The organism is Paenibacillus flagellatus (assembly GCF_003217775.1).
Lineage (GTDB): Bacteria > Bacillota > Bacilli > Paenibacillales > NBRC-103111 > Paenibacillus_AB > Paenibacillus_AB flagellatus.
The window spans coordinates 36,793-60,085 of sequence record NZ_QJVJ01000012.1; the positions used below are offsets into that span (position 1 = coordinate 36,793).

Annotated in this window: 20 protein-coding genes; 13 read left to right on the top strand and 7 right to left on the bottom strand. The window is 62.8% G+C overall.

The genetic code is table 11. The annotated features are described in order from the left end of the window. Window positions 1-41 precede the first annotated feature (41 nt). Window positions 42-770, bottom strand: coding sequence for an alpha/beta fold hydrolase (locus tag DLM86_RS24000; RefSeq protein ID WP_245954866.1), 729 nt, complete (start codon window positions 768-770; stop codon window positions 42-44). A gap of 68 nt (window positions 771-838) precedes the next feature. Beyond that, complete coding sequence (locus tag DLM86_RS24005) at window positions 839-1,411, bottom strand: dihydrofolate reductase family protein (RefSeq protein WP_110842616.1); 573 nt, start codon at window positions 1,409-1,411, stop codon at window positions 839-841. A 337-nt stretch (window positions 1,412-1,748) separates the two neighbouring features. Here DLM86_RS24005 and DLM86_RS24010 point away from each other — a divergent pair, with 337 nt between their 5' ends. Beyond that, window positions 1,749-3,902, top strand: coding sequence for an OTU domain-containing protein (locus DLM86_RS24010; RefSeq protein WP_110842617.1), 2,154 nt, complete (start codon window positions 1,749-1,751; stop codon window positions 3,900-3,902). Between the two features lie 115 nt (window positions 3,903-4,017). After that, window positions 4,018-4,545, top strand: coding sequence for a DinB family protein (locus DLM86_RS24015; RefSeq protein ID WP_110842618.1), 528 nt, complete (start codon window positions 4,018-4,020; stop codon window positions 4,543-4,545). A gap of 61 nt (window positions 4,546-4,606) precedes the next feature. Here DLM86_RS24015 and DLM86_RS24020 read toward each other — a convergent pair whose 3' ends face one another. After that, window positions 4,607-8,389 carry an S-layer homology domain-containing protein gene (locus tag DLM86_RS24020; protein WP_158289641.1) on the bottom strand — a complete coding sequence of 1,261 codons (3,783 nt, stop codon included), beginning with the start codon at window positions 8,387-8,389 and terminating at the stop codon, window positions 4,607-4,609. A gap of 284 nt (window positions 8,390-8,673) precedes the next feature. Here DLM86_RS24020 and DLM86_RS24025 point away from each other — a divergent pair, with 284 nt between their 5' ends. The 9 genes from DLM86_RS24025 (at window position 8,674) to ptsP (ending at window position 17,662) form a co-directional block, all read left to right on the top strand. After that, window positions 8,674-10,944: a BglG family transcription antiterminator gene (locus DLM86_RS24025; RefSeq protein WP_110842620.1), complete on the top strand. Its 2,271-nt coding sequence runs from the start codon at window positions 8,674-8,676 to the stop codon at window positions 10,942-10,944. Continuing rightward, window positions 10,941-11,384 carry a PTS sugar transporter subunit IIA gene (locus DLM86_RS24030; protein WP_110842621.1) on the top strand — a complete coding sequence of 148 codons (444 nt, stop codon included), beginning with the start codon at window positions 10,941-10,943 and terminating at the stop codon, window positions 11,382-11,384. The genes DLM86_RS24025 and DLM86_RS24030 overlap by 4 nt, the downstream gene beginning before the upstream one ends. A 28-nt stretch (window positions 11,385-11,412) precedes the next feature. Continuing rightward, on the top strand, window positions 11,413-11,679 hold the full coding sequence (locus DLM86_RS24035) for a PTS sugar transporter subunit IIB (protein ID WP_110842766.1): 267 nt from the start codon (window positions 11,413-11,415) through the stop codon (window positions 11,677-11,679). Between the two features lie 36 nt (window positions 11,680-11,715). Beyond that, window positions 11,716-13,011 (top strand): PTS ascorbate transporter subunit IIC, encoded by a 1,296-nt coding sequence (locus DLM86_RS24040; RefSeq protein WP_110842622.1) that lies wholly within the window; start codon window positions 11,716-11,718, stop codon window positions 13,009-13,011. A gap of 29 nt (window positions 13,012-13,040) precedes the next feature. Continuing rightward, entirely contained in the window at window positions 13,041-14,033 is a 993-nt protein-coding gene (locus DLM86_RS24045; protein ID WP_110842623.1) for a phosphotriesterase family protein, read from the top strand. 14 nt (window positions 14,034-14,047) lie between these two features. Beyond that, window positions 14,048-14,782 (top strand): creatininase family protein, encoded by a 735-nt coding sequence (locus tag DLM86_RS24050; RefSeq protein WP_110842624.1) that lies wholly within the window; start codon window positions 14,048-14,050, stop codon window positions 14,780-14,782. 80 nt (window positions 14,783-14,862) lie between these two features. Continuing rightward, the gene (locus DLM86_RS24055) at window positions 14,863-15,597 is read left to right on the top strand and encodes an SIS domain-containing protein (protein WP_110842625.1); all 735 of its coding nucleotides are present in this window, start codon (window positions 14,863-14,865) and stop codon (window positions 15,595-15,597) included. 17 nt (window positions 15,598-15,614) lie between these two features. Next, entirely contained in the window at window positions 15,615-15,881 is a 267-nt protein-coding gene (locus tag DLM86_RS24060) for an HPr family phosphocarrier protein (RefSeq protein WP_110842626.1), read from the top strand. Then, complete coding sequence (gene ptsP, locus DLM86_RS24065; RefSeq protein WP_245954868.1) at window positions 15,881-17,662, top strand: phosphoenolpyruvate--protein phosphotransferase; 1,782 nt, start codon at window positions 15,881-15,883, stop codon at window positions 17,660-17,662. Before DLM86_RS24060 ends, ptsP begins: the two co-directional genes overlap by 1 nt. A gap of 44 nt (window positions 17,663-17,706) precedes the next feature. On the opposite strand, the gene DLM86_RS24070 is transcribed toward ptsP, so the two are convergent. Next, window positions 17,707-18,375, bottom strand: a complete 669-nt coding sequence (locus DLM86_RS24070) for a cysteine hydrolase family protein (RefSeq protein ID WP_110842627.1) — start codon at window positions 18,373-18,375, stop codon at window positions 17,707-17,709. A gap of 165 nt (window positions 18,376-18,540) precedes the next feature. Here DLM86_RS24070 and DLM86_RS24075 point away from each other — a divergent pair, with 165 nt between their 5' ends. After that, on the top strand, window positions 18,541-19,677 hold the full coding sequence (locus tag DLM86_RS24075) for a nitric oxide synthase oxygenase (RefSeq protein ID WP_110842768.1): 1,137 nt from the start codon (window positions 18,541-18,543) through the stop codon (window positions 19,675-19,677). An 11-nt stretch (window positions 19,678-19,688) separates the two neighbouring features. On the opposite strand, the gene DLM86_RS24080 is transcribed toward DLM86_RS24075, so the two are convergent. Then, the gene (locus DLM86_RS24080; RefSeq protein ID WP_110842628.1) at window positions 19,689-20,321 is read right to left on the bottom strand and encodes a hypothetical protein; all 633 of its coding nucleotides are present in this window, start codon (window positions 20,319-20,321) and stop codon (window positions 19,689-19,691) included. 171 nt (window positions 20,322-20,492) lie between these two features. After that, window positions 20,493-20,858, bottom strand: a complete 366-nt coding sequence (locus tag DLM86_RS24085) for a winged helix-turn-helix transcriptional regulator (RefSeq protein WP_110842629.1) — start codon at window positions 20,856-20,858, stop codon at window positions 20,493-20,495. Between the two features lie 128 nt (window positions 20,859-20,986). Between DLM86_RS24085 and DLM86_RS24090 the strand changes: the two genes are divergently transcribed. Then, window positions 20,987-22,021: a zinc-binding alcohol dehydrogenase family protein gene (locus DLM86_RS24090; RefSeq protein ID WP_110842630.1), complete on the top strand. Its 1,035-nt coding sequence runs from the start codon at window positions 20,987-20,989 to the stop codon at window positions 22,019-22,021. A gap of 87 nt (window positions 22,022-22,108) precedes the next feature. Here DLM86_RS24090 and DLM86_RS24095 read toward each other — a convergent pair whose 3' ends face one another. Continuing rightward, entirely contained in the window at window positions 22,109-23,116 is a 1,008-nt protein-coding gene (locus DLM86_RS24095; protein WP_245954869.1) for a polysaccharide deacetylase family protein, read from the bottom strand. Between the last annotated feature and the right edge of the window lie 177 nt (window positions 23,117-23,293).

Sequence of the window (23,293 nt, forward strand, 5' to 3'; positions counted from 1 at the left end):
CAACGTTTCCCGTGTCCGATGGCCGATGGCCGATTCAACCTTCAACCGCCGAAAAATTCGATCAGCAGCGGCGCCAGCGCTTCGGGTGCGACATCGTGGCCTTGTCCCGCCAACACTTGATGCTTCGCCCTGGCGAGGCGGTGTACCAGCGTCTTCGCGGCATCGTGGAAAAACGGTTCGCTGAGCTCGCCGCTGACCACGAAGGTGTCGGACGTTACGCCGGCCCATTTCCCGGGCGGCAACGGCCTTCCGGCCATGACGTCTCGCGACACCATTCCGTCATAGGCGAGCGTGTGCGCCACAGCCAAGAGATCGCTCCATATCGGACTTTCTTTCATCGGGGCCAAATATTCGTCCGGAATGAGCAGTGCCTGCGTCATAAAAATTTCCAAAGCTTGCTCGCGCCGGCCGGCCTCGACGGCTTCGCCGATCCGCTCGACGTAATCCCGGGGAAGCGGCGGACGGCTGCCGTCGAGGATGAGGGGCGGTTCGTACAAGGCCAGCTTCGGGATCTTGCCCGCCAGCTTTTCGGCGGCTTCCAGGGAAAGAATCGCGCCGGACGACATGCCGTAAAGGAAGGCGCTTCCGCCGGCGGCCTCGATTAAAGCCGCAATATCCTCTATCTCGCGCTCGACCGCGTAGGGCATGGTGTCGCCGCTATCGCCCCTCCCCCGGCGATCGTAATTGAACACGGTGAAACGATCAGAGAGCAAGTCGGCCATTTGCGTTTGCGCAGGGAACGCGCGATAACCGAGGGCGCCGGTAACCATAATGACCGCCGGACCGCTGCCGTACCGATCGAATGCGATGCTCGTACCGTCTTTCGAGATGATGTTGTTCATGTCCCCGTCTCCGATTTTTGGTAATGTAATCCGATGACGCCATTGCCATACGTTTTGCTGCCGGTGAGACGGAGAGGCTGCTGCCGCTCGGCGAGGGAGAATAACCGCTCGCCGTGGGAGGCGACGACGGGATGGACGAGCAGCCACAGCTCGTCGTACAGATCATGCCGGATAAACGATTGCCATGTCTTTACTCCGCTTTCGACCGAAATGCGGTTCGCCCGCCGCTTCAACGCTTCCAGCTCCGCGGCCAGCGACCGCTCGTCCTTGACGACGAGCTGCTGCGAATTTCTCCATACCAAATCGACTTCGGCATGAGAAACGACCACTTTGGGAATTTCATTCATCCGTCGGGCGATCGCCCGCTCCAGCGAATTGGACGAATTTTCGGCCCGCTGCCAATGCTCGGCGAGTGAAGCATACGAGTTTCGGCCGACGACGATCGTATCTACCGAATTGTAATACTCCAAATAATCCTCAAAAATTTGTTCGCTTAGCGTCATCCATCGATATTCGTCCGAAACGACCCCGTCCAGCGAAAGTTGCATCGTCAGAATCACGCTTCCCATTTTTGGCAACAGCTCCTGTCCTGATATAGGTATCAACGACATAATAGCACCCATGCGGCGGCGACATTTCTTACGGATTGCTGATTTCGGCGACGCCCGAATAAGCCCCCGGGAGGCAGTAACACGGCCCCGCTCTCCCTTGCATCCGTTGCGGCCTCCCATGATCGCTTCCGTACCCCGTCACGCTCTCCACGTCAACAGCGCATCGACGATTTGGCTTCGACCGAGAGGCGACCCGACCAAGAGTGCCGCCTTTGTTTAGCGTTTGTTCAGTGGGATTTGCTAGGATGGGTACAACAATGGGCATTTCGCCTCAAAGACGGGGGTACCGGGTACTATGAGTCATCACCGCCAATCGACAAATCACTTCGCGGCTTCGCCCGCCCGCTCGAACGCCGCGTCCGACCGGACCGATGCGGCGCCGCATTCGAACGCAGCCGTCCGTCCGGGACCGGATCGACTCGGCCCGGGTATGGTTCGCCCCGCGAATGTCGCCGCGCTGCAGCGTACCGTCGGCAATCGGGCCATTTCCCGTTACATGGAGAATCGAGTACTGGTGCAGCCGGCGCGGGATAAGGGAAAGCCGGCGAAGAAGGAGTCGATCGAGGAGGAGAAGGAGAGCGAAACCGAAATCGATATCGAGGGCGATAACGAGTTCGACACTGAAAGCGAAATCGATATCGAGAGCGAGGCCGAGACCGGAAGCGAGAGTACGGCCATTGAGGAGGAGGCCGCCGATTCGTCATCCCCGCTCGCGCAAGGGACGAAGCTCACTCCCAGCCAAAAGGAAGAGATTAACGTCGTATTTTGGAACATTCAAGGGAAGGGCGAATTCCGCGACCGCAACGTCGAGTCATTTCTGAAAGCATTTCAAAATCTGGACATCGTCATCCTGGGCGAGTATAAGGACAAGCAGAAAACGCTGAATATCGACGGGTGGACGACGATTAAAAAGGACATTACGCCGTTGGAGAAGCAAGCCGAGTACGATAAGATGGGGCCCGGGAAAACCCGCCGAAGCAAAGGACCCGCCGGCAGCCGGGAATATATCGTCATCCTTGTTAATGAGAATCGCAAGGTCAAGGTCGATGACGCGGTTCCGATCCCGATTCGGGAGAACTGGCGGCAGGCCGTTTCGTTCAACGCGGACAAGAATGGGCAGAAGGCATCGTTTACGACGTTTCACGCGCCTTACGAACAAAACAAAGGCTCGGCATCGCAATATATGGGGGAACTGAAGAACAAAGTGGACTCGAACGTGCTCATCGGGGATGCCAATACGTACAACACCGGACATCGAGCACCCGACGCGCGGAAGAGCGAGCGGCTGCAGAACAACGAAAGGTATACCCTCAAGTCCGGAGGTCTCCCTTCGTCGAGGGCGAACCAGCCGCTCGATAAAGTGTATGCGGGGAAGAATTTTACCGGCGTGAAGGACGTGAAGCTGTTGAGCGAGCTGCTTCGTACCGGCAATGCCGGAGGCGACTCCAGCGTCAACGGGAAAAGACGGTTGGCCGAGCTGGAGAATAACGAGGGCGACGCCGAAGAGCTTTTGAAGAAACAGGTGAAGTCCGAAAACGCCGGCATGACGAAGTCGAAAAAGGGACGCCCGGTCCGTCAATCGGTAACCAAGAATATATTGGACAAAATAATGGGGCTGTCCGACCATCGGCCCATTTATGCGCATATCGAATTGGAAGGGGATTCGGAGAAAGAAAACGGTTCGGCCGAATCGCAGTTGTACAAGGAGCTTGAGAAGGCAAAGGAGGAGCTTGGGCTGGACGATCTGGCTTTGCAGGATCTTGTGCTTTGGATCACGACCCGGTATAGCTTAGCCTTGGACGATTACTCGAAAATCCACAATCGGCTGCAACAGGCGCTTGAGGCTTACCGAAAGGCGTTTCCGAAAAAGCGAGGCAAAGCGAAAGAAGGAGACCAGACCGATTCCTTGCTCCAAAGACTTCATACGGAGGCTCGTGTGACGGTCGAGATTGATCGGGTGCCCGGCAACGGGGACTGCTTGTTCAGCTCCATTGCTGCGATAACCGGAGGAAGTGCGGGAGACGTTCGCGGACTGATCGCCGATGAGCTTCACGCGCACGAGAATGAACTGGTCGGACGAAACAATCCGGTTGTGGTGTCAGGTGCTGACACGATATCCAAGCTGTTTAAAAAGAATGCGCCGGAGGGACACAACGGGATTTATATGATTCCGCGAAACGACTATCCTAGAGTGATGCGACAGCCGGGCGTCTGGGGAGGGGTTCCCGAGCTGCGGGCGTTTTCTTATAGGCGGGCGATCCTTGTGCTGAACGCTGCCGAAAACCGGTTCAATTTTTTCGACGGCGGTGTAGAGCTGCAGGGGATGAATCTCGCGGTATTCATGGGGCGGAACCCCGTCGTGCTGCTGCTGCGAGGGAACCATTTCTCGCCGCTGCGGATTGCTCCCAATCCCTCTGCCGTCGGCCAACGTCGGAAGTCGAAAAAATAAACCAGCGGCGGATACGGCTGATTGTAAAGGGGAACCTTCATTCGGTTTGAGCCGGAAGAGGACTTTCTCCGGCGTCCGCCGTATTAACAAAACATGAAAGGAGGGGATAGCTGGAATGTTTTACGATTTACGAGGTGAAGCGAAAATGTCGCCGATTGTAGGGATGTTATATTCCGCTGTGAAAGAAAATAGCCAGCGTCTACATCAGATCACGGAGGGCATGTCGCAAGAAGAAGTCGATTACAAAGGGCTGGATAACCGTTTTAATAGTACGGCTCAATTAATAAAGCATATCATGTATGTCGATCTTAATTGGGTTTATAGGATAAAGGGACAATCGCTTCCTCCTTCTTTGAAAGAACAATTTGGGCCCATGATAGATGCAAATAACAGGCTTCCGATGGTCGAAGGCAAGTCTTTGAACACACTGATGTCCGACTATAAAGGTGTGCTAGCCATGTTGAAAGAGACATGTGTGCAACTTAAAGATGCCGATCTAGATAAAGTTGTCTCTTTTGGCCACGAAAATGAAAAGCAAGCAACCGTTCGTTGGGGATTATGGCATATGGCTGACCATAGCCGCTATCATCAGGCTCATATTCATTTGCTCAGAAAGTGGTATAATGAAAAAAATAATCTTTAAGCGAAAAGGAAAACTGCCGCGATGATTGATGTCGCGACAGTTTTTTTGCGTCTCGATTCAGTTACGGCCAAAGCAGATAAGGATAATTGCCGTTGATGCCCCAGACGCTTCCGAACGACCAGCCTGCGAAGGAAGCTTGATCCTTCATCTGAATCGTCGTCAGCGGCGTGCCTTTGCCCGCGTCGATTTGTTGGGCGACCTGTTGGTCATAGTACGATTTCGTCAGGCTTACGGCGCCGCCGTTATTGCCGACCAGCCCGCCTTTGTTCGGCGAGTTCGTCAAAACGGTACCGGCGGCGTACGTTTCGTCGATCGTCCCCCGGTTGTCGCCCACGAGTCCGCCCACATTGTTCGACCCGCCGGTTACGCTTGCCCGCGAGTACGATTGCCGGACGGTACCGTAATTTTCGCCGACCAAACCGCCCAAGCCGGAAGCGTTAGAAACGACGACCCCGACGGCGTACGATTCGGATACCGTTCCTTCAATGGCCCCGACGAGACCGCCTACCGCCTGGAATCCGTTGACGTTCATATCGACATACGAACGGGAAATGACCGTGCCGGCATAAGCTCTCCCGATAAGTCCTCCCGTGTAAAAACCGTTGCCATTGTCGTTGACCGTGCCCTTTGCGGAGACGTTCTCCACGGTGCCGCCCCGGAACGCGCCGACCAACGAGCCTACGTTCCCCGAGCCCGTCACGTTCGCCTGTTCGAGCTTGACGTTGCGAACGACAGCGGGCAGCCCGATACTGCCGAACAGGCCTACGTTCGACGTACCGGGACGGTAGATCCTCAAGCCGGTGACGGTATGGTCCTGGCCGTCGAACGTTCCTGTAAAAGGAGCGGTGTACGTGCCGATCGGCTCCCAGCCCGAACCCGAAGCGTAGCCGCTCAGATCGATGTCCGCCCCGAGCTTGAAGTGGCTCGACAAGTAGTTGCGGATATCGTTCAGCTGACTCGCCGTCGTCACGATGTAGGGGGTCGCCGACGAGCCGTCGCCCTCGGAGAACCGATTCTCGACAGAGAACGAATCGCTGACCGCTCCGGTCAATCCGGACGCCGAGAACGACAGCGTCACGGCCGGAGAAACGCCGTTTAGACCGATGTTCGTGAAGGTCGCGACGCCGTTTGCCGCGTTGACCGTATTCGTGCCGGTCAGCGTCGACGACCCGCTCGCGACCGCCGCCGACACCGCCATTGCCGCGGTCGTCGGATTGCCGTACGCGTCGACGATCCGGACGACCGGCTGCGTCGACAGCGGCTTGCCGTCCACCCCGCCGGACGGCTGCGTCTGAATGGCCAGCTTGGCGGGGGCCGCGGTCGTGACCGGGTAGGCGAGCTGCCCGGCAGGCTGCACGACGCCGTACACCGAGAACGTCACCGTTTGTGCCGCGGCGCCGTTCAAGATCAGGGCGACGTCCGCCTCGCCGCCGGTGAAGACGGCGTCCGTCTGCACGGCCGCCGATGTCGCGGGGACGCCTCCCCAGCTGCCGTAGCTGCCGTCCGGTGCGGGCTGCAGGCCGGACACGGCGATCGTTCGGGTGCCGTTAAATTCGGTATCCGTCATACCGTCCGACTTTTTCACGACGAAACGGACCGTCCTCGGCGTTCCCGCCGCGATCGGGGACGTGTCGGCCGATACCGCGACGCCGTAGGCGGCAAGCGTGACCGTGACCGGCACGCGTACGGTAAACCCGGCGTAAGACGCTTCGACCCAAGTGGATCCCGTCCCCGTCGCCTGCACGACACCGCCGGATACGGTGGCGACCAGCCCGTCGCCGGTCGTCCAGACGGCTTCGGCGGCGGCGGGCCGCTCCGTTCCGTCGCTCAGCCGGGCATTTAATTGGATGTCGGCCGTCGCGCCCAGGGCGCTCAATAGAACGGAGGACGGCGAATAGACGAGCTCGGTTACCGTAACCGGCCGCGCCCAGCTGACGGTGGGCGACAGTCCGTCCGCCAGGACGATTCCATCGGCGAACTGCAGTGTATACGCCGTATCGTACGCGGCGCCGGCCAAGTCGAGCCGGTACCAGTCCGCACCGTTCGGCTCGTAGACGGTTACCGCCACGCTCGCGATGCCGGGGACGCTGACGCCGCTTTGCAGCAAGCTCGCGGTAGTCCGTTCGGCGTGCAGCAGCACGCGACCCAGCTCCGCCTTGACGATAGCCCTTACCGTCGGCGGGGGCACGGGGTCTTCCGGCCGCGCCCAACTGACGGTGGGCGATAATCCGTCGGCGAGGACGATGCCGCTTGCGAACTGCAGCGTATACGCCGTGTCGTACGCCGCACCGGCCAAGTCGAGCAAGTACCAGTCCGCGCCGTTCGGCTCGTATACGCTCACGGTGACGCTGCCGATGCCGGGGACGCTGACGCCGGTTTGCAGCCGGCTTACGGTAGCCCGCTCCGCGTGCAGCAGCACCCGGCCCAACTCTCCCTTGACGACGGCCTTCACCGTGGAAGGGGCGGGCTGTTCCGGCCCGTTTCCGGGCCCCGAGTCCGAGTCGCCGGACGTTTCGGAGGGTTCGATCGACACGGCCGGCCCTTCCTTGATCAGCACCGTGCCGGGTCCCGTAAAGGAAACTTCTCCGTGAACGACCGCCTTCGCGACGATGACGCCGGCGGCCAAATGAACGACGAGCCCTTTGACCGACGGTCCGACGACCAACGTTTCGATGCGGCCTTTCGTTACCTCCAACCGTACGTTCGAGGCGTCGGCCCGGACTTGGCGAAAGCTTCCGCTCAATCGTACGGAGGGCCCGCCCGGCATATCGTCGGCGAGCTGCACGTCGTCGAAGCCCGTACCCTCCAAGTCCGTTTCTTCCAATATCGCGCCGGAGCGAAGCGTCGTCCGGGCGATGCGGCTGCCGCCTTCGGCCGCGAGACGCACTTTGCCGTCCGGCTTGTCGACCTCGACCGTACCGGCTTCGGTGCCGGTCAATGCAATGCTGTTCTCCCCGCCGCCGAGAACGGTCATGACGCCCTTGACCGCAACGCCTTCCAGCCGGACGTCCCCGTCCCCGACCGATTCGGCGATCGTCAAGCTCCCTTCCACAACCGTATGGCGCAGTGTCACGTCCGGCTTCGCGATCGTGACGTCGCCTCCGATCGTCTCCGAGCCCGAGGCCGGCCCGTACGTTCCGGCGCGGTCGTAAATCCGGGCCGTCGGCTTCGGACCGCCCTCGGGGAGCTTCCCGGCTTCGGCCAGCCGGTCCAGCACGACGATTGCTTCCGCGCGCGACATCGGCTTGGCCGGACCGAACGTGCCGTCGGGGTAGCCGTCCATCCATCCGGCGGCCACCGCGGCGCCGACGCTTCCGCGGCTCCAGGCGGCGATCGGGTCCGAGAATCGGCCGGCCGCCGCCGCGTTGTCGCTCCGCTTGCCGAGCCTCGACAGCATGACGGCCGCCTCTTCCCGGCTCAGCGGGCCGTCGGGCCGCATCGTGCCGTCCTCGTAACCGTTCATGTACCCGGCGTGAACGGCGGCCGATACGTCCGCGGCATACCAATCGCCGTCGCGCACGTCGGCGAAGGCCGTGTCGGACGACCCTGCGTATCCGAACAGCCGGTTGACCAGCTTCATCCATTCGGCGCGCGTAATCGCCGCGTCCGGCCGGAGCGTTCCGTCGGGATACCCGCCGATTCTCCCTTGACCGGCCCATGCCGACAAAATCTTTTCCGCCCAATGACCGGCGATATCCGGCCAGCGCGAAGACGCATCCGCGGCTTTCGCCGGCGCGGGTATCGACGCGACAAGCAGCGCCAGCACCAGCAGCGACAGCTGCCACGTACGCCTTGCGGTGCCGGCGGCCTTATGTAAATTCGTTCTCCTCTCCACCGTTTCCATCGATCCTCTCGTCTTAATCTCCCTAGGTCGTCGCCATCGGACGTTGGACCCATTTTCCATTGTAATCGAAAACGGAAGACAAGAAATCCCTTTAAGGGAGAAAAACGGGCCGAAGCGGAGCTTTTTTTTCCAAAGAGAAGCATCGGTACACTTTTGCAAATTGCTTCGTACAATTGTTGTTCTGTTAGACCGGCGCGTCGCCACATATAATAAGACTAAGAATCATCCGCCATGAGACAGGCCGGAGGGAGGGAAGGACGATTCTGGACGAACGTCGGACCGCGATGCTCGCACTGCTGCAGGAATCGCCGGGTTACGTGACCGCCGAGAAGCTGATGGAGGAGCTTCAGGTGTCGCGTCGCACGGTGTATTACGACATGGAGAAAATCAACGAATGGCTGCGCGGCAACGGGCTCGAACCGGTGGAGTACGTGCGCCGGGCGGGCTTCCGGCTGACGGAGTCGTGCCGGGCCGGTCTGCCGGAGCTGGCGGCGCGGGTTCGTCCTTACGAATACGTCTGGTCTCCGAAAGAACGGAAGGCGTGGATGGCGCTGCTGCTGTTCGCGCGGTCCGAACCGGTGCATGTGCAGGATATGGCCGACTTTCTGCAAGTGAGCCGGGTGACGGCGCTGCAGGACATGAAGCGGCTGAAGGAGGAATTGGCGGCCTTCCGATTGAGCGTGACCGCGGACCGCAAGGCGGGGTACGCGGCGGCGGGCGAAGAAGGGGACAAGCGCAAGGCGCTGGCGCATTACTTGTCGCAGCTGCTGACGCCGGCCAACTGGAAACGCTTCACCGAGCAGGTGCAGGGTGCGGTCCGGAGCTCGCTCGCGGACCGGCCGTTCCCGCTGCCGGACGAGGCGCAATCGGCCGAGCTGCATCGGCTCGTCGCGGCGTGCGAGCGTTCGCTCGGGATGGAGTTCACCGACGAGATGGTGTTCACGCTGACTTCGCGGCTGCCTCTCTTCGCGGCCCGGCTCAGGCAGGGCAAGACGGTGAAGCTGGACGAGGACGAGAAAGCGACGCTCCGGCGCATGCCGGAATACCAAGGGGCGAAGAGGCTGGCCGCCGGACTCGGTGAGCTGTACCGGGTCGAGTTTCCGGAGGACGAAGTGTGCTATTTGACGATGCATCTGCTCGGGGCAAGGCTGAACCGGCTGGGCGAGCCCGACACCGAAGGGGAAGCGGAGAGCCGGGACGAGCGTCGAGACCGGAGACACGCCGAAGGGCAAGACGAGCGGGACGAGCACAATCGCCGGGAAGCTCCGGAGAGCCGGAACAAGCCGGGGGACGCGTTTCCTTCCAACGGGGAGACCGCCGCGCTGCGGGAGCTGACGGCCCGCCTCGTCGACCGGTTCGAGCAGCTCGCCTGCCTGTTCTTCGAGAAGCGGGCGGAGCTGGAGGAGCAGCTGTTCCTCCATCTGAAGCCGGCGTATTACCGGATCAAGTACGGGCTCGAGGTCGAGCATCCGATGCTCGATACGATGCGGACGAAGTATCGCGACGTGTTCGAGCTGACGCGCAAGGCGGTGCAGCCGCTCGAGGAGAAGCTCGGCAAGCCGGTCTCGGACGACGAGACGGCGTTTTTCGCGATGCACTTCGGCGGATGGATGCGGCGGCAAAACGCGGTGCCGGTCCGGAGACGCCGGGCGGCGATCGTCTGCGTCAACGGCGTATCGACGTCGCGCATGCTGCGCATCCAGCTCGAGGCGCTGTTCCCGTACCTCGACATCGTCGCCGTCCTGTCGCTGCGCGAATACGAGAAGTTTCGCCGGCCGGTGGACGTCCTGTTCTCGACGGTGCAGCTTCAGCGGGCGGACGCGCCGGTATTCGTCGTGAATGCGGTGCTGTCCGACCGCGACAAGGCGCAGCTGCTTCACGAGGTGAACCGCCGGCTCGAGGCGGGCGGCGGCCCTGCCGACATGCATAGTCCCCCGGTCGCCGGCATGATCGAGCTGATCAAGCGGTACGCCGTCGTGACGGACGAGGCCGGACTCGCCGATGCGCTGTCGGGTTATTGGGCGGCGGCGAAGGCGAACAAGCCGGATTACGCGGAGCCGGGCAAGCCGTCGCTCGCCGATGCGCTGCCAGCGTCGCGCATCCGGATCGCGGAGGCGCCCCCGGACGACTGGCGCCGGGCGATCCGGATGGCGGCGGAGCCGCTCGTCGAGGAAGGGCTCGTCGAGCTGCGGTACGTCGAGGCGATGATCGGGAAGGTGAACAAGCTCGGGCCCTACATCGTCGTCGCCCCCGAGGTGGCCATCGCCCACGCGAAGCCGGAAGAGGGGGTGCACGGGACGGGGATGAGCCTGCTCGTCGTCCCGGAAGGCGTCGCCTTCTCGCCGGAGCCGAAGCACCGGGTGAGAGCGCTGTTTGCGCTCGCGAGCGACGACGGCGAATCGCACCTCCGGGCGCTGTCGGAGCTGACGATCCTGCTGCGCAAGGAGGAGAACCGAACGGCGCTGACGCGTCCGGAAAGCGCCGCGTCGTTGCAAACATTGATCGAAAGATCCGCCGATACGGCAACCAACCGGGAAAGGGGAGACTCGGCATGAAATTCATACCCGCGGATCTGATTGCATTGGATCGACTCGCCGATACGGCGGAGGACGCCATCCGGGCGGCCGGCGAGCTGCTCGCCGCTTCCGGAGCGGCCGACGCCGCCTACACGGAGGCGATGGTGGAGGCTTATCGCGAGAAGGGGCCGTACTTCGTGCTCGCCCCGGGTATCGCGCTGCCGCACGCGAAGGCGGAGCGGGGCGTCCGCGAAGCGTCGGTATCGTTCGTCCGGTTAAGCCGGCCGATCCGGTTCGGGCACAAGACGAACGATCCCGTCGATCTCGTCTTCGCGCTCGGCTCGGCTTCGAACGCCGAGCATATCGCGATGCTGCGCAGGCTGACGGTCGCGCTGAACGATCCGGCCAACATCGCGGCGCTGCGCAGGGCGGAGACGGCGGAAGACGTCGTCGCGCTGTTCGCGGGCGAAATCGCCTGAAACGACAACCAAGGAGGGCCTCAACATGATCAAGCTATTGTGCGTATGCGGTCTGGGTCAAGGAACGAGCCTGATATTGCGGATGAACGTGGAGACCGCCTGCCGGGACCTCGGCATACAAGCCGATGTGGACCATATGGACGTTTCCTCCGCTTCGGGAGTGGCGGCCGACTATATTCTCACGAGCAACGAGCTGGCGCAAAGCCTGCAAGGACACGCGGCCCGCATCGTCGTCATCGATAATTATTTCGATTTGAACGAGATCAAGACGAAGCTGAACGACGCACTCCGTTAACGCGATACTAGAACGCGAACCTTGGGAGGGTCATCGATGGATATCATTTTCTGGATCGCCACGAACGTATTCGGGACGCCGGCCATCCTGCTCGGCGCGATCGTCCTGCTCGGCCTGCTGCTGCAGCGCAAGACGACGAGCCAAGTGATCAGCGGCACGTTCAAGGCCATTATCGGCTTCCTGATCATCGGCGCTGGCGCTGGCGTCATCGTAGGGGCGCTGAACGTGTTCGAGCCGATGTGGAAGGAAGTGTTCGGGCTCGAGTCGGAGTCGCTCGGCCAGTTTCTCGGGCAAGAGAAATTCAATGCGCAGTACGGCAGCGCCGTGACGCTGGCGATGTTCCTCGGGTTTCTGATCAACGTCCTGCTCGCACGCTTTACGAAGTTCAAGTACATTTATTTGACGGGTCATATGATGTTCTGGACGTCCACGGTGTTCGCCGGCGTCGTCGTCCATACGGCCGGAGACGTGCCGTTCTGGAAGCTGGTCGTGTTCCTGTCGGTCATTCTCGGCCTGTACTGGACGTTCCAGCCCGCGCTGACGCAGCCGATCATGCGCAAAATTACGGGCAACGACAACATCGCCCTCGGCCACACGTCCGCGTCGGTCGCCCTGCTCGGCGGCTTGCTCGGCAAAGCGTTCGGCAACCGCGCCAACGATTCGGAACGGATTAAGGTGCCGAAAGGGCTGGAATTCCTCCGTGACTCGAACGTCATTACGGCGCTCAGCATGGGCGCGCTGTTCCTCATCGGGGCGATCGTCGTCTCGCTGAAAGGAACGCCCGGAGCGGAGGCGCTCGTGAAGAAGGCGGGCGACCAAAACTTCATCATATACTCGATCGTGCAATCGTTTACATTCGCCGGCGGCATCGCCATTGTGCTGATGGGCGTGCGGATGTTCATCGGGGAGCTGGTGCCCGCGTTCAACGGGATCGCCACCAAGCTCGTGCCGGGCGCGAAGCCGGCGCTCGACTGTCCGGTCACGTTCCCGTACGCGCCGAACGCGGTCATTCTCGGCTTTATCGGCGGCTTCGCCGGGGCGCTCATCTGGCTCGTCGTGCTCGGCAATACGGTGTCGTACATTTTCGTGCCGACGATGATCGTGCTGTTTTTCCACGGCGCGACGGCGGGGGTGTTCGGCAATGCGACCGGCGGGACGCGCGGGGCGCTGCTCGGCGGCTTCGCTACGGCGACGGTCGTCGCATGGGGGCAATTCGTCATGGTGAAATTCCTCCTCTCGTCGACGATTCCGGATACGGCGATGTGGGCGGCCGACTCGGATATGTTCATCATCGGACCGGTGATCCGGCTGCTGGCGCAGCTGCTGTTCTAACCGTTTAACCAGGGAAGGAGACCAGAGAGATGAGCTTCATTCGGACATTGGACGGAGACATACGGCCGGAGCAGCTCGGGTTCACGTACTCGCACGAGCATATCGTATGCCGGCCGGCCTACTGGGCGGAGCGGGGCGAGGACGATCTGCTGCTGGACGACCCGGAGAAGTCCCGCCGGGACGTCGAAGATTTCAAGGCTTGCGGCGGCCGGGCGATCGTGGATGCGACGGCGGTCGATTACGGCCGGGACGTTCCCGCGGTTTACCGGATCGGGCGTGAAACGGGCGTCCGCATCGTCGGGACGGCGGGCTTCAACAAGAGCTTTCTATGGAACGCCCGGATCAAGGAGGAGCTGAAGCCGGTCATCGGCGATTACGGGACGTATGCGGAATGGATCGAGAGCCGGTCGATCAACGAGCTGGCCGAGTTCGTCGTCCGCGAGGTGGAGGAAGGGCTGGAAGGGACGCCGCACAAAGCCGGCCAGGTGAAGTTCGGCACCGGCTACAACCGGATTACGCCGCTCGAGGAGAAGACGCTTCGGGCGGTCGCCCGGGCCCATCACGAGACGAAGGCGCCGATCCATTCGCATACGGAGGCCGGTACGATGGCGCTCGAGCAGCTCGAGCTGCTGCGCAGCGAGAAGGTCGACCTGCGCCATGTGAGCCTGGGGCACATGGACCGCAATCCGGATCCGTACTTGCATGAGCAGCTGGCCAAGACAGGCGTCTACCTGTGCTTCGACGGCATCGGCAAAATCAAATACGCGCCGGAGAGCGCCCGCATCGCGCTCATTCTCGAGCTCGTGCGCAAAGGGTACGAGGACCAAATCCTGATCAGCGGCGACACGGCGCGCAAATCGTACTACAAGCATTACGACTACGGCCTCGGGCTGGAGTATATCGCGGCGAAATGGCTGCCGCGGTTCAAGAACGAAGCGGAGCGGGCGGGCTTCGACGGCGAGGCGCTGGCGGAAAAGTTTTTCGTGCGCAATCCGGCGGCTTGCTTCGCCTTCAAAAGGTGAAGGGGGACGGGGCGATGCAGTTCCAATACGAGAACGCGTACGACGTCAAGGAGCGCATCCGATCGAAGCGGGCCGCGATCCTGCCGATCGGCGCGGTCGAGGCGCACGGCCCCCATCTGCCGCTCGGCACCGACAACGTGCTGGCGGAGCGGCTCGCGGCGAAGCTGGCCGAGCGGACGGATAGCTATTTGCTGCCGACGCTGCCGTACGGGCAAGTATGGAGCTTGCGGAGCTTTCCCGGCAGCCTGAGCGTGTCGAACGAGGCGCTCGTCCTGCTGCTGTGCGATATCGGGGAAAGCCTGCACCGCCAAGGGTTCCGCGTGTTCGCGATGGTCAACGGCCACCTCGGCAACGGGACGGCGCTGAAGGAAGCGGCGAGGCGGCTTGCGGAGTCGGTGCCGGAGCTGAAGGTGTATCATTTCTTCTACCCCGGCTCCAAGGACACGATCGCCCGCGTCCGCGAGTCGCCCCCGGTCCACGGCGCGTACTTCCACGCCTGCGAGATCGAGACGTCCTACATGCTGTACTTGGCGGGGGAGCTGGTTGACATGGACAAAGCGATTTGCGATATTCCGAATATCGGCGACGAGGCGGACTGCACGCCGACGCCCTGGGAAACGTTCACGGAGACGGCGGTGCTGGGCGATGCGACGCTCGCCACGAAGGAGAAGGGCGAAGCGATCGTGGAGGCGAGCCTGGCCGTCATGGCGGAGATGGTGAACCGGGCGAAGGAGCGTGCGTCCGGATAAGGCGACTCCGGGTCGGGAAGGTCGATTAGAGAAAATCACGGATGGCGAACATCCGGATCGGGAAGGAATGAGGGAGAACCATGATTGAAACGTATTTCCGTACGATCGGGACGATGCTCGAAGACGTGCTTGCGGCCGAAGCCGGCCGGATGAAGCAAGCCGCCGTCAAGGTGGCGGACTGCATCGAAGCGGGAGGCGTCGTCCACTTGTTCGGCTGCGGCCACTCGCACCTTTTGACGGAGGAAGTGTTTTATCGAGCCGGGGGACTCGTTCCCGTACGGCCGATCTTTTACGAGCCGCTCATGCTGCATGAAGGGGCGGTCCGCTCGTCGGAGCTGGAGCGGATGAACGGGCTGGCCGGCGCGTTCATGGACGGTCAGGACATCCGCGAGGGCGAAGTCATGTTCGTGCTGTCCACGTCCGGGCGCAACCCGGTTCCGGTCGACGTCGCGCTCGCGGCCAAGGCGAAGGGCGCGTATACGATCGGCATTACGTCGATCGCCTATTCGCACAGCCAGCTGTCGCGCCACGAGAGCGGCAAGCGGCTGTCCGACGCGGTCGATCTCGCGATCGACAACCGCGCGGTGAAGGGCGACGCCGTTCTGACGCACGAGCGGGTGAAGGTGCCGTTCACGCCGACGTCGACAGTGATCGGAGCGGCGATCCTGAACGCCGTTCTCGCGCAGGCGATCGTCGCGCTGGCCGAGCGCGGCGTGGAGCCGCCGGTCTTTTTGAGCGGAAATATCGACGGAGCGGATGCGCACAATGAGGCGCTCATCGCGAAGTATCGCGGGCGCATCCCGCTTCTGTCTTGAGATAGGAGGGCGACATCATGATAGTCCGAACGGTGACGGTGCAAAACGAGCAAGGGTTCCACGTCCGCCCGGCGCAGCTGTTCGTCGAGAAGGCGGGGGCGTTCGAAGCCCGCATCCGGGTGCGCGGCGGCGCCGGCGAGGCGGACGGCAAAAGCATGCTGGAGCTGATGACGCTCGGGCTGGAAAAGGGATCGGCGCTGACGATCGAAGCGGACGGCCCGGACGAGGCCGAGGCGGTACGCACGCTGGCCGAGCTTGTCGACGGCCGGTTCGGTGAAGCGTGATGGCGGCGATGCTGAGGATCGAGGCGATCGGCGCATCCGACGGCATCCGCATCGGCCGCGCGTTCCGGCTCGACGAGCCGGAGGCAGCGGCGTCGGCGCCGTGGGCGAGCGAGGGCGCGGCGGCGAGGGAGCCGCTCGACGAGGCAGCCGAGCTGCGCCGGCTCGAGCGGGCGCGCGACTGCAGCGCGGAGCAACTCGCGGCGCTCGCGGAGAAGGCGCGCGCCGAGCTCGGCGACGACAAGGCGGCGATTCTCGCCGGCCAGCGCGGCTTCCTGAGCGACCCGGCCTTCTACCCGCCCATCGCGAAGCGGGTGCGGGAGGAGGGTCGGTCGGCGGAGGAAGCGGTGCGCGACGTCGTCGAGGCGCTCGCCGCGAAGTTCGAGGCGCTCGGCAGCGCGTACATGCGCGAGCGCGCGGCCGACGTCCGCGACGTCGGCAAGCGGCTGCTGGGCGCGCTGCGCGGCGGCGCGGACGATGCGGCGGGCGGGCCGGCCGGGCTGGCGGCGCTGCGCGAGCCGGCGATTCTCGTGGCGGCCGACTTGTCGCCGTCCGAGACGGTGCAGCTGGACAAGCGCCGCGTGCTCGCGTTCGTCACCCGCACCGGCGGGAAGACGTCGCACACGGCGATCTTGTCGCGCTCGCTCGGCATCCCGGCCGTCGTCGGCGCCGGCGAGCCGCTCGACGCGGTGCGCACCGGCGACACGCTCATCGTCGACGGGGCGGCCGGCGTCTGCCTCGTCCGGCCGGACGAGGCGACGATTCGCGCCTACAAGGCGCGCCTGGCCGCCGAGCTCGACCGGCTCGCCGCCGAGCGCGAGAGCCGGTTCCGCCCGGCGGCGTCGGCCGACGGACGGCGCGTCGAGATCGGCGCCAACATCGGCTCGGCGGCCGACGCCGAGACGGCGGCCGACAGCGGGGCGGACGGCGTTGGGCTGTTCCGCACGGAGTTTCTGTTCATGCAGGCCGACCGGCTGCCGGACGAGGACGAGCAGTACCGCGCGTACCGCGAGGCGGCGGAGCGGATGGGCGGACGCCCGGTCGTCATCCGCACGATGGATATCGGCGGGGACAAGGCGCTGCCGTACTTGCGGCTGCCGGAGGAGGCGAACCCGTTCCTCGGCTACCGCGCCATCCGGATCGGTCTCGACCGCGAGGAATGGCTGCGCGTCCAGCTGCGCGCCATCGCGCGGGCGAGCGCCCACGGGACGGTCAAGGCGCTGTTCCCGATGATATCTGGGCTCGGCGAATGGCGCCGGGCGAAGCGGCTGCTCGAGGAGGAGCACGCCCGGCTGCGGGACGAGGGACATCCGGTCGCCGAACGGATCGAAGCCGGCATTATGGTCGAGGTGCCGTCGGCGGCGCTGCTCGCCGACCGGTTCGCCCGCGAGGTCGACTTTTTCAGCATCGGCACGAACGATCTCGTCCAATATACGCTTGCCGTCGACCGGATGAACGAGAAGGTGGCGCCGCTGTACGATTACTTCCATCCGGCGGTGCTGCAGCTCGTCCGCCGCGTCATCGACGCGTCCCATGCCTGCGGCAAATGGACGGGCATGTGCGGCGGGATGGCCGGCGATCCGCTCGCCGCGCCGCTTCTGCTCGGCTTCGGGCTGGACGAATGGAGCATGGAGGCGGGGGCGATCCCGAAGGTGAAGGCCGCGCTGTCCCGGCTCGACAGCGGACGATGCCGCGAGCTGGCCGATCGGGCGGTCGCGCTCGATACGCCGGAGGAAGTAAGGGCGGAGCTGGAACGATTCGTGCGTGTTGGAGGCGGGGAATGAGCGACGAGGGAAGCGGCTGCGGCCGCTTCCCTCGTTTGCCTGCTTTACGTTTCTCGGCCTCGGCCCGCGCCCAATTCCCGCAGGATGTCGTCCGTCGCCAGCTGGCGGCAGAAGCCGCTCATCGCCTTCAGCGCGTTGTCGTGCTGCTCGGCCGAATACGTGACGCAGGCGTCGACGGCGAGCGTTACGTCGTAGTTCAAGTCGCAGGCGTCGCGGACCGCGGATTCGACGCATTGGTCGGTCAGCAAGCCGCAGACGATCAGATGGCGGATGCCGAGATTGCGGAGAATATAGTCGATGTGCGTGGCGATGAACACGTTCGTCGCCGTCTTCGGGAGGACGATTTCGTCGCCGATCGGCGCAATGTCGGCCAGCACCTGGGCGTCCCACGATCCTTTGGGCACGTGGATGCCGGCCAGCTTATGATCGCGGCTGCGGTCGCGTCCGTCGAGCGTCAAGCTTTCGATGACCGTGTACAGCACTTCGACGCCGGATTGCCGGCAGCCGTGCAGCAGCCGCCGCATGCCGGGCAGCGCTCTCGCATGCAGCTGCTCGAAAAAATACCCGTACTGCCGCTCGAGCTCGTCGTCGCTCAAATGCCGGAACTCGCCGCCCTGGCGGTGAGCGGCGTAATGCTGCACGTCCACGATCAGGAGGGCGGTATCGCGCCTTGCGGGAGCGGTTCCGGGAAGTTCGTCCGTCGAATGTTCCATGTCGGGGCCTCCGTTGGATGGATTTTCATCCCATTTTCCTGAATTTTACATCGTTCGATTGGCGGTTGCAACCTGCCGGCCGTTCACAAAGTGCTCATTAGGAGTCGGACCGCCGCTTCGCTATAATAAACGTATCATAACGTAAACGGGGTAGGGCGTGTGGCGATGCGGCGGGAACGGTTACGGGAGGAAGCCGAGCGGTTTATCCGCGCGTGCGGCGGCGAGCTGGGGTGGAGCCGGGAGGCGACGGAGAGTCGGGTGCGCGACGTGCGGGAGGCGATCGCTTCGGCCGGACGGTACGAGCATACGGCGGAGGAGCTGCGCCACGGCGCGCGGATGGCTTGGCGCAACAGCAACCGGTGCATCGGCCGGCTGTTCTGGGAGACGCTGGAGGTGCGCGACGCGCGCCATCTCGATACGGAGGAAGCGATCTTCGAGTCGCTGCTCGGGCATATCGAATACGCGACGAACGGCGGCAAAGTCCGCCCGGCCATTACGGTTTTTCCGGCCGACCGGAGTCCCGAGGAGCGGGTGCGCCTTTGGAACTACCAGCTGATCCGGTACGCCGGCTACGAGACGGAGCACGGCATCGTCGGCGATCCCGACTCGGTGGCGATGACGAACGTGTGCCGGAAGCTGGGCTGGAGCGGCGAAGGGACGGCGTTCGACGTGCTTCCGCTCGTCGTGCAGGTCGGGGGACGGGAGCCGAAGCTGTTCCCGATTCCGCGGGAGCTCGTGCTCGAAGTGCCGATCGCGCATCCCGAGCTGGCCGGGTTCGCGGAGCTGGGCTTGAAATGGTACGCCGTACCGATCGTCTCCAACATGCGGCTCGACATCGGGGGCGTTTCCTATTCGGCGGCGCCGTTCAACGGCTGGTACATGGGGACGGAGATCGCGGCGCGCAACTTCGCGGACGCGGGACGGTACGACATGCTGCCGCGCGTCGCTTCGCTGATGGGGCTCGATACGTCGCGGGAATCGTCCTTGTGGCGGGATAGGGCGCTCGTGGAGCTAAACATTGCCGTGCTTCATTCGTACAAGCGGCAGGGGGTGTCGATCGTCGACCATCATACGGCGGCGCGGCAGTTCGTCCAGTTCGAGGAACGGGAACGGACATGCGGCCGCGACGTGACGGGAGAGTGGACGTGGCTCATTCCGCCGGTTTCGCCGGCGGCGACGCCCGTCTTCCACCGGCATTACGACAACCGGACGGTGACGCCGAATTTCTTTTATCCGGACGAGGCGGCGCCGCCCGAGAGTCGGACCTGCCCGTTCTCCGCGGGAGCGGCGGCTACATCATAGTGTGAGGGGCATTACGGCGACGCCGACGGGGGAGACTCCGCAAGCGTCGCCGGCTGCGTTTGCCCCGCGTCTCGTCGACTGTTATCCTCGATCGTCTGCTCGACGATGTGCAGATGGTACGCGATTTTATTGCGGTGTGCGGTCCGGTACCAGGTATGTACCAGAGCGACGAAAAAAAGCGTAATCACCGTCGTCGTAATCGGGGCGAGCGAGCCGATGACGGCGCCGAATAGATCGCCGGCCGAGCCGCTTTCCGACCCCGTTGTTGAAGCTGGGCGGTTTACGACAAACGCGAGCAGGTTGTTCGACGTCGTCACGAGAATCCCGAGCATGAACGTGAAGACGGGGAGAACGAACCTCGTCAGCAGCTCGAACGCGCCTTGAAAGTAGGATAGGCGGCCGCCGCGAACGGTCAATTGCAAGCGGATTCCTTTCAGTTCGGTCTCGTCCAAACGGCCGTAAGCGTAGCACAGCCGCCGGAGCTCGACGTCCCGCTTGCGATTCCTCCGGACTCTGCCGGGAAGACGCTCCCATTCCCGCATATACGAAGCAAGCGGGTGCTCCAGCTCGTCTTTCAACAGGTGAAGCCGAACCGCTTCCACGAAGACGTATACGAAAAAAACGGCTAATGCTATGTAAACCAAAGCCTCATTCCATCCGATTGTCGTAACCCCCCCGAACCGATCCTTCCGGCAAGTACTTCCATTATAACGCAAAGCCCGTCCGGCAGGTTTCAAAAATAATCGGCTGCCGCGCGAAACCGCGTGGCCGCATCCTCCGGAATGACGTTCGTTCGAGGACGCCCCCGATTCCGGCTATTCGGTTTTGCCGGCCAGCGCGGTTTTCGACCGGTACGTTTCGCCCCATTCCTTCATTTTCAAAATGATCGGGACGAGCGTCTGGCCGAACGGCGTGAGCGAATATTCCACTTTGGGGGGAACCTGGTGATAGACCTCGCGATGGACGATGCCGTCCTCCTCCAATTCCCGGAGCTGCAGCGTCAACATCCGCTGCGTGATCGCGGGGCATATTTTCCGAAACTCGTTGAATCGGACCGGCCCTCGGATCATATGAAACAGCAGCACGCCCTTCCACTTGCCTCCGATGACATCCAGCGTATATTCCACCGGACACCCTTGCTCGTTCGGACAATGACCGTATCCGCTTTTGCGATCGCGCATTCCCGCTTCCTCCTTCACAGTATACAAATGGATACTATATCACATTCATGTGCGTACTTACTATTCTAAAACGATTGCGATAAGATAACAACCAAGAACGCAAAGAAGGAAACAGGAGGAATGGGAATATGACGCCAAACACGATGAAAGCGGTCGGGCTGTACCGTTATTTGCCGATCGGCCATGCGGAGAGCTTGATGGACGTCGAGATCGAGAAGCCGGTTCCGGCAGGCCGGGACGTGCTGGTCCGGGTGAAGGCGATTTCCGTCAATCCGGTCGACGTCAAAGTCCGGTCGCCGAAAGACCGGGAGGAACGCACGCCGAGAGTGCTCGGCTGGGACGTCGCGGGCGTGGTGGAGCAGATCGGGCCGGAGTGCGTGCTGTTCCAGCCCGGCGACGACGTGTACTACGCCGGCAGCATCGATCGTCCGGGAGGCAACAGCGAGTTCCATCTCGTCGACGAGCGAATCGTCGGCAGGAAGCCGGCCTCGCTCGATTTCGCGCAAGCGGCGGCGCTGCCGTTAACGTCCATCACCGCTTGGGAAGGGCTGTTCGACCGTCTCGGCGTTTCATCCGACCCCGCCGAAAATGCGGGCAAATCGATCTTGATCATCGGCGCCGCGGGCGGCGTCGGCTCGGTTGCGACACAGCTGGCCCGATACGCCGGACTGACGGTCGTCGGCACGGCCTCCCGTCCCGAATCGGTCGAGTGGGTGAAGAGCCTCGGCGCGGACTACACGATCAATCATTATGAGGAGTTCGTGCCACAGCTCCAGGCGATCGGCTTGCAGCAGGTCGACTACATCTTTTGCTTGAACAGCATGGAGAAGCATTGGAGCAGGATGGCCGAAGCGATTGCGCCGCAAGGCAAAATATGCGCGATCGCCGAGACGGGCGGCCCGTTGGATCTCCTGCCGCTGAAAAACAAAAGCGTCACGTTCGTCTGGGAGCTGATGTTTACCCGGCCGATGTTCCGGACCGAGGATATGATCGAGCAGCACAACCTGCTGAACGCGGTAGCGGACTTGGTCGATCGGAACATCGTCCGGACGACGGTAACCGAGAAGCTGGAGCCGATCGACGCCGCCAATCTGCGCAAAGCCCACGCCATGGTGGAAACGGGCCGTATGATGGGAAAGGTCGTGCTGGAGCGTTTCCGTTAATCGGCAAAGAAGGCTGTTTCCCGGAGCGCCGCGTCGCTCGGAAACAGCCTTCTCTTTTGTTCGCCCGCCTTCCGGCGAGCCCGCGAATTACGCTTGGACTTGCGCCTCCGATCGCGGCGCTTGCGCTTGCACCTGCCCTTGCCCATGACCATGTCCATTGCCTTGCGCCTTCTTCTGCTCCCGCGTCTCCGCTTCCGCGGCGAGCAGCTCCGGCACCGTCACGAACGTATAGCCCTCGTCCTTCAAATAGTCGATGACCCGCGGGAGCGCCTCGACCGTATTGTCGAGCTTGCCGTTTTTGCCGCCGAAGCAGTGCATCAGGATGATGCCGTCCGGCTTCGTCTGGCTCTTCACCTTCTCCATGATTTCGTCGGGCGTCGTCCCCGCCCAGTCGCGCGTATCGACGGTCCATTGGACGAGCTCCTGCTTGGAGTCCGCGACGGTTTTCTTCACGACGTCGTTCGTCGCTCCGTACGGCGGACGGAACAAGTCCGTTCCCGTTCCGAGCGCCTTGCGAATCGCCTCGTCGGTTTGGCGAATTTCCTCGGCGATTTCCGCGGCCGTCCGCTCCGTCAAGTTCGCGTGGTCGTACGTATGGTTGCCGACCGCGTGACCTTCCTCGACGATGCGCTTGAGCACGTCCGCGCACTTCTCGACCTGCAGGCCGACGACGAAAAACGTCGCCTTCACCTCGCGCTTTTTCAAAATGTCGAGAATTTGCGGCGTATACTTCTTGTCGGGGCCGTCGTCGAACGTCAGCGCGACCCGCTTCGCCGCAGTCGGATGCGGGACGTTGTCGGGCTTCGCCGGTGTCCCGGGTACCGGCCCTGTCGCCGGTCCCGGCGAGGCGTCCGGCCGCCCCGCCGGTTTGCCCGCATCGGCGTGCACCGGGGGCGGCGCACTTCCCGGCAAGCCCGGCTTCGCCGCGCCTTCGGCCGTCACGACGTTCGGCCCCGGCGAAGCCGGATCCGTCCCGGCATGGATTTCGTCCGCGACCGCCGTCATTTGTCGCTCGCCCGTAAGCAGCGACGTTTCGTTCGTATAGCCGGTTACGAACAGCAGCACTAGCAGGCTAACGAATGTTAGCCTAAACAACCGTTTTCTTCCCATCTGTCTCTACCTCTCCCAATGACACTGCTGTTCGAACAAAAGACGGCGCACCGCGGTTTGCGCCAAGGAGTCCGGCGTACGCTCCGTAACGAACTCTCTACCAGCATTAGACGTCGGGACGGCCGCGCAAGTTTACCCGTTTCGGCTTGGCTCAACAAATTT